This window comes from Rhodococcus sp. IEGM 1351, assembly GCF_030056875.1.
GTDB classification, from domain to species: Bacteria; Actinomycetota; Actinomycetes; order Mycobacteriales; family Mycobacteriaceae; genus Rhodococcus_F; species Rhodococcus_F opacus.
This window is the reverse complement of the sequence record NZ_JASHKU010000032.1, coordinates 61,249-74,487: the sequence shown is the minus strand read 5'-3', so window position 1 is coordinate 74,487 and position 13,239 is coordinate 61,249. Positions and strand designations below refer to the sequence as shown.

At 65.9% G+C, this 13,239-nt stretch carries 1 protein-coding gene; it reads right to left on the bottom strand.

Annotated features, from left to right (window positions below; translation table 11 throughout):
• Window positions 1-47 precede the first annotated feature (47 nt).
• Window positions 48-13,124 carry a non-ribosomal peptide synthetase gene (locus QM806_RS35750; protein ID WP_502943947.1) on the bottom strand — a complete coding sequence of 4,359 codons (13,077 nt, stop codon included), beginning with the start codon at window positions 13,122-13,124 and terminating at the stop codon, window positions 48-50.
• Between the last annotated feature and the right edge of the window lie 115 nt (window positions 13,125-13,239).

Sequence of the window (13,239 nt, the reverse complement as noted above, 5' to 3'; positions counted from 1 at the left end):
TTCCTCGATGAGGCAACGAATAGGTGTACGCGCGCATTTTTCGTGAGTCAACGCGATGCGTCGAACGTAATGGGCGTCTTGTGCAACACTGTGTCGCGATCGCCGAGCGCGTAGCGGCTACGCATCCACGCAATCTGGTTGACCACCGAGCGGTGGCTGACCGCGACGCCTTTCGGTCGCCCTGTGGATCCGGACGTGAAGATCGCGTAGGCGAGATTCTCGGGCCGCAGCGGAGCCAGCCTGGACGCGTCGGTCACCGCCTCCGCGTCGAAGACCGACAGGTCCAGCATGTCGACTTCGACGGCGTCCAGCGCCGCCGGCAGGTCACCGCGGTCCCTGGACGTGGTCAGCACCACGACGGGTTTCGCGGTCGCAATCACGTACTCGGTACGGTCTGCTGGATGCTCCGGATCCAGCGGCAGGTATCCGGCACCGGCTTTGAGCACAGCGTAAATGCACACCATCATCGCGAGGGAGCGACTCATGCCCAGCCCCACCAGCGACTCCGGTCCTACCTCTCGTGAGATCAAGTATCGGGCAAGCCGATTCGCGCGAGAATCGAACTCGGCGTAGGTCAACGACTGTTCCTCGAACACCACCGCCACCGCATCCGGCGTCCGGCGTACCTGCTCGTCGAACAGCTGAACCAGGGTCCCGCCCTCGACAACCACAGCTGTGGCATTCCATCGATCCATCGCCGCACGCTCGTCGACGCTTCGCAACTCGAGCTCGCCGACCGGTATGGTCACATCGCGTGTGACCGCCTCGAGGATGGTGACGAGTCGGGTCGCGAACCGGGCGACCGTCGATTCCTGGAACAGGTCGAGCGCATAGACGATTGATCCCTCGATTCCGGTCCGATGCCCCTCGGAATCCGAGGCGTCGGTGAAGTGGAATTCGAGATCGAGTTTCGCACCGACGATGTCCGTTTCCAGCGGGGCGATCTCCAGGCCCGGCAGAGTTACCCTGGACCGGACGAAATTGTGAACCACCAGCAGTACCTGGAACAGCGCTGAATGGGCCGTGGAGCGCGTGGGATTGAGGACTTCCACCAGGCGTTCCAGCGGAACGTCGGGGTTGCCGAATGCGGCGAGGTCGACTTCCCGGACGTCGGCCAGAATGTCGGCGAACGACATTGCGGGGTCGACTCGGCTGCGCAGCACCAGTGTGTTGCCGAACATGCCGATGAGGTCGTCGAGTGCCGGGTCGCCGCGGCCGGCGATCTGTGTGCCGATGGGGATGTCCTCAGTTCCGCTCAGGTGGGCGATCAGCACCGCCAGCGACGCGTGGACGACCATGAAGAAGGTCGAGTTATATTCTCGCGCAAGCTGCTCGATACGCTCGGCCAGATTCGAACTCAGAGTGAAGCCGACCTTTGCGCCGCGCGGTGATTGTACTGCCGGACGCGGATGATCCGTCGGCAGCTCCACCATCTCCGGCAGATCTGCCAGAACCTCGGTCCAGTACCGCAGTTGTTCCGAGATCAGTGACGTCGGATCGTCCTGCGCGCCGAGAATCTCCCGCTGCCACAGGGTGTAGTCCGCATACTGCACCTCGAGCGGCGACCAGCCTGGCTCCCGTCCCTCACGCCGCGCGGCATACGCCACCACGATGTCGCGCGACATCGGCGCTGCTGAGCCGCCGTCACTGGAAATGTGATGCACTACCATCGCCAGCACGAACTCGTGGTCGTCGAGCTGGAACAGCCTCACGCGCAACGGAACTTCCCGGGCCACATCGAACCCGCGCCCCACGAAGTCGAATACGCGGGCATGTGCCTCCTCCGGAGCTACCCGCTCCGGCGCCACACTCAGCGGGAGCGCAGTTGTGGGGACGATTACCTGAGACGGCCCGTGGCCCGAGTCCGGGAACATGGTGCGCAGGGCTTCGTGCCGGTCGATCACGTCGACCAATGCTGTCTGCAGCAATTCGATGTCCAGATCACCGGAAAGCCGAATTGCCAGAATAATGTTGAAGGCCGCCGACTCCGGGTCGAACTGGTTGAAGAACCACATCCGCTGCTGCGCCAACGACAACGGAATCCGCGCCGGCCGCACCCGACGGGTCAACGCCGGTCGCCCACCTTCACCGGCATGCTGCTCGGCCCGCACCGCCAGCGCCGCCACCGTCGACGCCTCGAAGATCACCCGAACCGGCACACGGGTGTCCAACGCCGCACCCAACCGGGACACCACCTGCGTCGCAACCAACGAATTACCGCCCAACGCAAAGAAATCGTCGTCCAGACCGACCCGCTCGAGCCCCAGCACCTCCGCGAAAATACCCGCCACGACCTCCTCGACCGGCGTAGTCGGCGCCCGAAACTCCCGGACGACGAACGACGGCGCAGGCAACGCCCGTCGGTCGAGCTTCCCACTGGGATTCAACGGCAACGCGTCGACGACCATCACCTGCGACGGCACCATGTAGGTCGGCAGAGTCTCGCCCACCCTGATGCGCAGGGTCTCCGGGTCCAGGGCAGCCTCGGTATCGGGAACGACGTATCCCACCAGTTGTTCACCGGTGTGGGGATCGTGGCGCAAGACCACGACGGTCTGCGCGACTCCTTCGCACCTGCCGAGCGCTGCCTCGATCTCACCGAGTTCGATCCGCAGACCCCGCAATTGCACCTGTGAGTCGATTCGCCCGACGAAGTCCAGTCGTCCGTCTTTCGTCCACCGCACCAGATCGCCCGTGCGGTACATCAGTTCGCCGGAACCCCTGAAGGGATTGGCCACGAATCGAGCTGCCGTGAGTGCACCGCGGGCATGGTAGCCGCGGGCGAGCCCACTGCCCGACAGATACAGCTCGCCGATCACGCCGACCGGAGAAGGATGCAGCCTTGCATCGAGGACAACAGCTCCGGCACCCTCGATCGGGGTGCCGATCGTGATTCGTTCCTCCGGCACGAGCGGCTCGGTCATGGAGATGATGATGGTGGTCTCTGTGGGACCGTAACTGTTGAAGAAACGACAGGCGGGTGCGAACTTCGCGACCAACTCCGGTGGGCAGACGTCTCCTCCGACGACCACGGCCTGGAGTTCGTCGAGCCCGTCCGGGTCGACGATCCCCAGCGCCGCCGGCGCTGTGATGATGTGGGTGACCCGCTCGACGCGCAGCAACTCCGCGAGCTCGCCGCCACCGATGATCTCGGGTGGAGCGACAACCAAGGTGGCGCCGGCACTGAACCCCGCGATCATCTCGAATACCGACGCATCGAAGCTCGACGACGAGAACCTCAGCACCCGCGAGTCGCCGGTCAAGTCCAGTTCGAGGCGGGCGTCCGCACAGAACGACGCCAGCCCGGCATGGGTTACAACGACACCCTTCGGGACCCCGGTCGAACCCGACGTGTAGATCATGTAGGCCGCATTGGACAACGCGACCGGCGCACCGCGCTCGCCGTCTGTGATCTGTGCCGCCGAAACCTCGTCGCACAGATCCTGCACTTCACCCGCGGTGGGTACCAGCCAGGCAACCTTGCCCGGCAGCGACGTGGTCTCGGCGCTGGTAAGACCGATCACGGCCCCTGAATCGGCCAACATGTACTCGATCCGCTCCACCGGCAGTTTCGGATCGACCGGCACGAACCCGCCGCCCGCCTTCGCGACCGCCCACACCGCAACCACTGATTCGATGGACCGAGCGAAGGCCAACGCGACAAATGTTTCAGGACCGACACCACGAGAGATCAGCACTCGGGCCAGTCGGTTCGATCGGGAGTCGAGGTCCGAATACGACATCTCCACACCACCGCAGGTCAACGCAACACCCACGGGGTTCGACGCGACGCCGGCCGCCAGAATCTCCGGCAGCGTCCGTGCCTGCACAGGCAGTGGCTCAGGGGCCGCAGCCGCGAGCACCCGTTGCCGCTCGGCCGGACCCAGCAAGTCGACGTCGCCCACCGCGACGGACGGATTCTCGATGACCGCGTCGAGCACCCGCACGAACCCCTCGGCGATCCCGTACACCGTCGGAGCATCGAAGATGTCCGCCGCATACGACAGCCTCCCCGCATACCCGCCCCCGGCCGCCTCACTCAGAGCCATCGAGAGGTCGAACTGCGCGGCCTCCCACTCCACTTCCACCGGTGACACCGTCAAACCCGGAAGCTCCACCCTCGACGGCGCGAAATTCTGGAACGCCAACAGCACCTGAAACAGCGGCGAGAAGGACTGCGACCGCACTGGATTCAGCTTGTCCACCAACCGCTCGAACGGCACATCAGCCCTGCCGAACGCCTCGAGGTCCGAATCGCGCACCCGCCCCACCAGCCCCGTGAACGACTGACTCGGCTCACAATCGGCCCGCAATACCAATGTATTGACGAACATGCCCACCAGATCGTCCAACGCCGCATCACCACGACCCGCCACCGGCGACCCGATCGCGATATCCGATGTCCCACTCAACTTCGCCAACAGCACCGCCAACGCCGCATGCACAACCATGAACGGGGTCGCACCCTGCTCACGGGCCAGCGCCGCGAGACGCACCACCGTCGCCACCGGAACCGCGAAATCGACACTCGCACCCACCCCCGACCGTACCGCCGGACGTGGCCGGTCGAGCGGCAGAGCCAGCACGTCCGGCAGACCCGCGAGCGCATCCGCCCAGTACTCGAGCTCTTGCGAAATCAGCGACGTGGGATCGTCCTCCGAGCCGAGAAAGCCTCGTTGCCACAGGGTGTAATCCGCATACTGCACCGGCAGCGGGGTCCACGACGGCGCGTCGCCGGCTGTGCGCGTGGAGTAGGCGTGCACCAGATCGCGGGCGAGTACCTGGATCGACCAGCCGTCGATGCTGATGTGGTGCACGACCATCACCAACACGTGTTCGTCAGGAGCCTCGCACCGCACCAATGTCAGAGCGATCGGGATTTGCGTGGTCACGTCGAATCCGTGTGCCATTGCCTCCCGGATCCGTGTATCCAGAGCAGCGGCCAGGACGACGTCGGGCGCAACGTCGATCAGATCGCCGGTCGCGGCGTGATCGACCGGCAGCACGAGCTGAGACGGGCCGTCAGGGGATTCGGGAAACATCGTCCGCAGCGATTCGTGCCGTTCCAGGATGTCCGCGGCGGCCCGGCGGAGTGCGTCGATGTCGAGGGGGCCGGACAGCCGCAGTGCCGCCGCCACGTTGTAGGCACTCGACGTGGGGTCGAACCGATTGAGGAACCACACTCGGGTCTGAGCCAGGGACAGGGGGAGCCTGTCGGGCCTCGGGCCGGACACGAGCGCGGGGCGCGGTCCTGCACCGGCGTGCATCCGGTCGACGACGGTAGCCAGAACCCCGACGGTGGGCGACTCGAACAGCGACCGCACTGTCAACCCGGTGCCGAGCTCATTGTTGATCCGGGCGACCACACGGGTCGCGATGAGGGAGTTACCCCCGAGGTCGAAGAAATTGTCCGACATACCGATCCGCGAGGCGCCGAGTACGTCCGCGAGAATCTCCGCGAGGACGCACTCCGTCAGGGTGCCGGGCGGGACGAACTGCGCCGAACTCGCGAACTCGGGAACCGGCAGTGCCGTGCGGTCGAGTTTGCCGTTCGCAGTCAACGGCAGTTCCGCGAGCACGACCAGCGCCGACGGCACCATGTACCGGGGAAGCACCGTTGCGGCAGCGTCGAGGAGCGCGCGCACGTCCGGGGACCTCCCGGGCGCAGGCACCACGTATCCGGCGAGGTAGTCGCCGGTGGACCCGTCGTTGCGGGCCAGTGCCACCGCCTGTGCAACATCTGCGTGCCCGTGCAGCGCCGCCTCGATCTCGCCGAGTTCGATGCGCTGGCCGCGAAGCTTGACCTGGAAGTCCGTGCGGCCCAGGTATTCGAGCTGCCCGGTCGGCAGCCACCGAACAAGGTCACCGGTGCGGTACAGCCGACTGCCGTCTCGCACGGTTCCCGCGGCCGCGAGGGGGTTCGCTACGAACCTCTCCGCCGTCAGATCGGACCGGGCCTGGTATCCGCGCGCGAGCTGGACACCGCCGAGATACAACTCCCCCGCCACCCCGACGGGGACGGGACGCAGGCGTCCGTCGAGCACATACGTATGGGTGTTCCAGACCGGTGCTCCGATCGGCACGGTGGTCTCGTCCGGCCCGGTCTCGTAGTAGGTCACGTCCACCGCTGCCTCGGTGGGGCCGTACAGGTTGTGCAGCTCCGCCCCGCTCACCCGGTGCAGATTCGCCGCCGTCACAGGCGGCAATGCCTCACCACTGGTGAACACCCGGCGCAGCGAATTGCACCCATCGACATGCGCTCCGGCCAGGAATACGGCGAGCATCGACGGCACGAAATGCACCGTGGTCACAGATTCTGCGCGGATGACCCGCTCGAGATAGGCGGGGTCCCGGTGCCCGTCGGGCTCGGCGATCACCAGTCGCGCGCCGGTCTGCAACGGCCAGAACAACTCCCACACCGACACGTCGAATGTCACGGGGGTCTTCTGGAGAACCGCGTCGTCGTCGCTCAGTGGGTACCGATGCTGCATCCACAGCAGCCGGTTGACGATGCCCTCGTGCGGCACTGACACACCCTTGGGTCTGCCCGTGGAGCCGGAGGTGAAGATGACATATGCAGGGTTTCGGGTATGCAACGGCCCCACCCGGTCCCGATCCCGGATGGGGTCATCGGACAGCGCCGATACATCGAGGGTGTCGAGGTCGAGGGCCGGCACCTCGGCGGGCAGCGCGACGCGATCCGCGGTGGTGGTGAGAACGACGACTGGACCGGCGGTTGCCACGACGTACGCGATCCGCTCGGCCGGCTGGTCCGGGTCTATCGGGACGTACGCGCCGCCGGCCTTGATCACGGCGTAGATTCCCACCAGCATATCCACCGAGCGTCGCACCGCTACACCCACGAGCGATTCGGGGCCCACACCGCCGCTGATCAGGAACCGCGCCAGCTGATTCGCGCGGGCGTCGAACTCTGCGTACGTCAGCACCGTCCCCTCGAACACGACGGCGGGGGCGTCGGGCGTGTGGGCCACCTGCGCGTCGAACAGCTCGGCGAGGGTGAGGCGCGGTACCTGGTGTTCCGTTGCATTCCAGGAGTCGACCACCAGCTCCCGTTCCTTCGGAACGAAAAGGTCGACGTCGCCGACCGGTGTGTCCGTGTCGCGCGCAATGGTCTCGAGAATCCCGATCACGCGCGCCGCGAGTGTCGTGGCGGTATCGCGATCGAAAATTCCGTGCTGATAACGCAGACTCAGCCGCAGTCGAGGTTCGAGGATGGACAGCAGGGTGATCGGGTAGTGCGTGGCGTCACGCGCATCGAGAGCGGTCACTCGCATTCCCGCGATGTCGGTGTGCTCGTCGAATCCGGACTTGTCGACGGGGTACGACTCGAACACCGACAACGTGTCGAACAGGTTGCCCAGACCTATGCGTGCCTGGATGTCACCCAGTCCGAGGTAATGGTGATCGAGCAGGGAAACTTGCTCACCCTGGAGGCGGGTGAGTAGCTGCGCGCACGTCTCGTCCGGGTCCATCCGCACCCGCACGGGCACGGTGTTGATGAAAAGCCCCAGCATGCTCTCGACACCGGACAGCTGCGGCGGCCGACCCGACACGGTGGCACCGAACACCACATCGCGACGGGAGAGCAACCGGGACAGCAGTATTCCCCACGCCGCCTGGACGACGGTGTTCATGGTGACTCCATGGCGCGTCACCATCGTGTCGAGCGCACCGATCAGGGCCGCGGGCAGTGCGATGTCGACCTCACCCGGCACGCCGTGCTGTTCCGAGGACGCGTGCGGCGCCAGCAGTGTCGGCTCGTCGAGCCCCGCCAGCGCACGTTCCCAGGCGCGTAAGGACGCGTCCCGGTCGAGTGTCGCCACCCATTCCAGGTACGTGCTGTACGGCCGCGGCTCCGGAAGGGCGGGAGCGTCGTCCGCGGCATAGCGAACCAGCAACTCGCGCACCAGCAGTGGCATCGACCATCCGTCGAGGATGATGTGATGGTTGGTCAGTGCCAGCACGTGACGCTCGGGTGCGGTGCGGATCAACAGCAGGCGCAACAGCGGAGGACGGGCGAGGTCGAATCGGGCGATACGGTCGTCGTCGAGGAGACGCTCGAGTTCCACTCCCGCCGCCGACCCGCACCCGGTCAGATCCACCTCACGCCACGGCACGTCTACCCTGTCGACAACCAACTGCGCCGGGATTCCGTGATCGTCGTACTCGAATGCGGCACGCAGACTTGCGTGGTGTGCGAGCACGCCTGCGGCGGCACGGTGCAACCGCGCGGAGTCGACCGCGCCCTCGAGGTCGATGCGCAGTTGCGCGGTGTAGATGTCCAGCGAATCGGCGGCCAGCGTCGAGTGGAACAGCAGACCGGACTGCAACGGGGACAGCGACCAGATCTCTCGTAGCCCCGGGTACGAGTGTTCCCAACGCTCGATCCGACTCTGGCTCACCGTGACCAGCTGGCAATCGGACGGTGTCAGACCACCCGCGACGGGCTGAACCGTGTGCGCGGCAAGACCGTCGAGGGCGCTTCGCCACAGATCCGCAAGGGCTGCGACGTCGGAGTCGCGGATCACCCCGGTCGGATACGCGAACGATGCCGTCAATCGGGGTCCCTCGGGGCTGTCGACCACCATCGCGTTGATGTCGATCACCGCAGCCACGGCCATGCCGGATCCGCTCGCTGTGATCAGGTCCGGTGCCTCGGGGTCCGGCAGCCAGCCGAGATCCTGCAAGTCGCCGAGGTGTTGCACGCCCATGCGGCCCAGGTAGTTGAAACTGATCTGCGGCTCGGGAAGACCCCCGAGAATCGACCTCGCGCTCTCGTCGAGATGCCGGAGCAATCCGAATCCGACGCCACGGGCAGGCACCGCGACGAGCTGTTCCTTGACGGTCTTGATCACGACACCGGCAGCATGTCCACCCTCGAAGGCCCCGCCGAGTTCGACGGCCGGCAGTTCGAGCCGGACCGGGAAGGCGCTGGTGAACCAACCGACGGTACGTGCAAGATCCGCGCCGGCCACCGCCTCCTCCTCGCGCCCATGACCTTCCAACGTCAGTAACACCGAACGCTCGTCGATCCCGTGCGAGTGTCGCCACTGCACGACCGCCATCGCCAGCGCCGACAGGAGTCCGTCGTTGACGCCGCATCCGAACACATCGGGAAGTCGAGCGAGCACCGCATCGGTCACGGCGGGACTCACGTCGATGTGTACCCGCTCGGTCGTGCGCATCGTGTCGATCGCGGGCGCGATCGGTCGTGTGCCGATCTGCGGGTCAGGGCCGCTGAGAACCTCTCGCCAATAGGGCAACTCGCCTCTGTGCGCTCCTCGATCTGCCGCGTCCTGCAGTCCATATGCCCAGCGGCGGAACGACGTGCCCACCGGGGCCGGCGTCGGCGTCTGTCCCGTGCCCAGCTGCAGCCACGCCGTCGCGAGGTCCGGCAACAACACGCGCCACGACACACCGTCCACCACCAGATGATGCGCGAGAACCAGCAGTCGGTCTCGTGCACCCTCGGATTCGGAGACACACCACACCAGTTGAAGCATGACCCCGTTTTCCGGATCCAGGCGCGCCGCAGCAGCCGCACACTCGACGCTCACTACGTCGGTAAACGCGCGGCTGCCGGGTGCCGCCGCCGTGACGATCCTCGAAATCCGATCCCTGGCCGGCACGCTACCGACGGCCGTCGTTTCGAATGCCCACACACCGTCGCCGTCGGGGACGAACTTCGAACGCAGAGCATCATGGTGATCGAGCACCGCCGCAAGCGTCGCACTCAACCGATCCGGATCGACATCAGACGGCAAGGTCAGCAACAGCGCCTGGAAAAAGTCGTCGAAGCGGCCCCGCTCGATCATCGAGCACATGATCGGCGTCGGCGGGATACGCCCGACGCCGCCGCCATCGAGTTCCTCGAGGACGACCGCCGATTCTGCCTCCACCGGCACCGCCACCGCGGCGATTCCGGCGATCGTCTTGTGCTCGAACACGGCCCGCGCACTGAAGGCGAGACCGAACTCCCTGGCTCGGGCAGCGATCTGCATCGCGACGATGCTGTCGCCGCCGAGCGCGAAGAGACTGTCGTCCACACTCACCCGGTCGAGGCCGAGTGCCTCGGCGACGAGACCCGAGAGCTGCTCCTCCGCCGGTGTCGACGCGGCGCGGAACTTGTGTTCAGCTGATCCGAAGTGTGGTTGCGGCAGTGCACTTCGGTCGAGTTTGCCGGCGGCCGTCACCGGCACGTGTTCGAGCCACATCACCGCCGACGGGATCATGTGGGACGGCACGATTTCGGCGACGCCCTCGACAATCGCGATCGGATCGAATTCGCAACCGGTGTCGAGGCGCACATACGAGACCAGCGCCGTCGTGCCGCCCGCCGTCCGATGAACCACCGTCGCGGCGAAGTTGACGCCGTCCTGGGCGAGCAGTGCCGAGTCGATCTCGCCGAGTTCGATGCGGAAGCCACGGATCTTGACCTGGGTGTCGGACCGGCCGATGAACTCGAGCGTGTAGTGCCCCACCTCGGTTCCTCGCGACGACCGCACCCAGCGCACCTCGTCACCGGTGCGGTAGAGCCGAGACCCCGGCTCACCGAAGGGGTTGGCCACGAATCGGTTCGCCGTCAGCCCGTGCCGATGGTGATAGCCGCGTGCGATTCCGGGGCCGGCGAGGTAGAGCTCACCCACCACCCCGGCGGGCACGGCGCGGAGCTTGCGGTCGAGCACCACGACGCTCGCACCCTGGATCGGGCGGCCGATGGTAATCGGTTCGCCCGGCGTCAGCGGCTCACCTGCGGTGATGATGATGGTCGTCTCGGTCGGCCCGTAACTGTTGGTGAAGCGGCACACCTGCCCGAACCGCTCCACGAGGTCGGGGGTGCACACGTCACCGCCGACCACCACCGCCTCGAGATGTTCGAGCCCACGCGGGTCGACTGTGTTCATCACCGTGGGAGCCGTGATGATGTGGGTTACCTGCTGTTCGCTCAGCAGGTCGACGAGGTCGCTTCCACCATGCATCTCGGGCGGGGCGACAACCATCGTGGCACCGGCGCTGAAAGCCTGGATCATCTCGAACACCGAGGCATCGAAGCTGGCCGACGAGAACCGTAACACCCGCGATTCGTGGTGAATGCCGAGTTCCGGGCGGGCGCCGGCCGCGAAGTTCGACAGACCGCTGTGGGTGACGACGACCCCTTTCGGAAGCCCGGTCGATCCCGATGTGTAGATCATGTACGCGGGGTGACGGATTGACAGCGGGGCGCGGCGATCGACGTCGTTGATCGTGGTGCTCGGCTGTCGTTCACAGCGTGCGCGCAACTCGTCGTCGTCGAGGACCAGCCAGTGAATTCCGTCGGGCAGTGTTGCACGCAGTTCGTGAAGCGTGAGCCCCACCAGTGCCCCCGAATCGGACAGCATGTGCGCGACTCGCTCGGGTGGGAGTTTCGGATCGACAGGCACGAAGGCGGCCCCGGTCTTCGCGACCGCCCAGAACGCGACGAGTGACTCCGCCGATCTGGGAAGACTCAGCACGACGAAGGTTTCCGGTCCGGCCCCCGATTCGATCAGTAGTCGCGCCAGTTGATTGGATCGCTGGTCGAGCTCGTGGTAGGTGACCTCCCGTCCCGACGCCCGAATCGCGACTGCGTCCGGTGCGGCGGCAACGCCGTCGGCCAGCAAGTCGGGGAGGAGCCGCTCCGGCTCTGTCTGCGGACCGCGACATGGCACGAGATCCGCGCGTTCGTCGGCGTGCAGCACGTCGAGAGCGGCGATGCGGTCGGTGGCGGCTGACGCGGCGAAGGCGGAAAAGAATTCGAGGAACCGGGCATGGTGACCGCGCAGCTCCTGTTCGGTGTACAGATTCGGGTTGGCCTCGAAGTCGACCTGCGCAACGTCGCCTGCGACACCGGGATAGATGTTCACTGCGAGGTCCTCCACCGGACCGGTGGTGAGCACGTGGAGCCGGCCGATCGACGGCCCGAGCCGAATCTCGGCGTGGAACATCATGATGTTGATCGACGGACCGAAAAAGCCGCGACGCCCACCCAGGACGCCCGCATCACGTCGTATGTCCTCGTGCCGGTACCTCTGGTGACGTAGCGCTCCGGTCAGCGCCAGTTGCGTACATCTCATCAAGTCGACGGAGGTCGTTTCCTCCCCGACCGAGAGTCGGATCGGAAGGACGTTGGAGATCATGCCGCCCGAGCGGCGCAACCGGGAGGTGGTGCGTGCCGAGACCGGCAAGCTCAACACCACGTCATCCTGGCCGGTCAGGCGGCAAAAGAATGCAGACACGGCAGCCACCGCGGCTGTCGCGAACGTCGCCCCGGGTTCCCGGCCGGTCAGACTTTGCAGTGCGGCTGTCGTAGCAGCGGACAGCGGTGCGCTGCTCACCAGCGACTGCGCGCCGATCTCGGCCGCCCGCCCGGCGAGGCTGATCGTCGGTGGGAGATTGCGGCTGCGCTCCGCCCAGTACGTGCGGTCCGTCTCGAACCGGCTCGAGGTGCGGTAGCGCGCCTCTTCTTCGACCACCTCCCGCAATCCACTCGCGGTGAACTCGGCCGGCGCGCGACCCTCGACCGCCGCGGTGTACAGCTCCGCGGCACGGTTCATGAACGTCATGGCGCCGAAGCCGTCGAGGGCGATGTGGTGAATTCGCGAGTACCAGAAGTAGCAGTCGTCGGCGACGCGCAACATTGCCGAACGGATCAGCCGATCATGGAGGAGATCGATCGGGTTGCTGCATTCGGCGCGCATCCACGCGAGAGCCGCAGCCCGCGGATCAGGGTCGGAACGGAAGTCGAGATGTGTCATCTCGAAGCCGAGCGACTCGTCCACCGTCTGGAGCGGCTCACCGTCCCACTCGACGATTCGGAGCAGTCCGGTACCGAGTTCCCGGAGTGCCGCGGGTCCGATCCGTGCGAGCAGGCCGATGTCGAGATCAGCGATACCGACCTCGACGTACTGAGCAATGACGATCGGAACGTCGCCCAGCAGGTGCTGGGCGAACCACATTCCACGCTGAGCGGCGGAGAGTGGGAACAGCTCGGAGGGCCGTGCAACATTCGCCATCACCGTCTCCGAAAGGACCGAAGTCGTATCGAAATCGTCCAGCGATGACACCCTCGGCCCTCGGCAATCCATATATCGACACTGAAGCGCGCGAAGGGGAACACCCATTTCACTCAGCTGCGGTTATCGACTCCTCTTTCCGACGCTACTCGCGGCCCAGCCGCCGACGCGATACCTCGCTCCGTTG

Bases quoted from the DNA above. Each gene is read 5' to 3' on its own strand.
- QM806_RS35750 (WP_502943947.1), bottom strand. From the start codon at position 13,124: ATGGATTGCCGAGGGCCGAGGGTGTCATCGCTGGACGATTTCGATACG.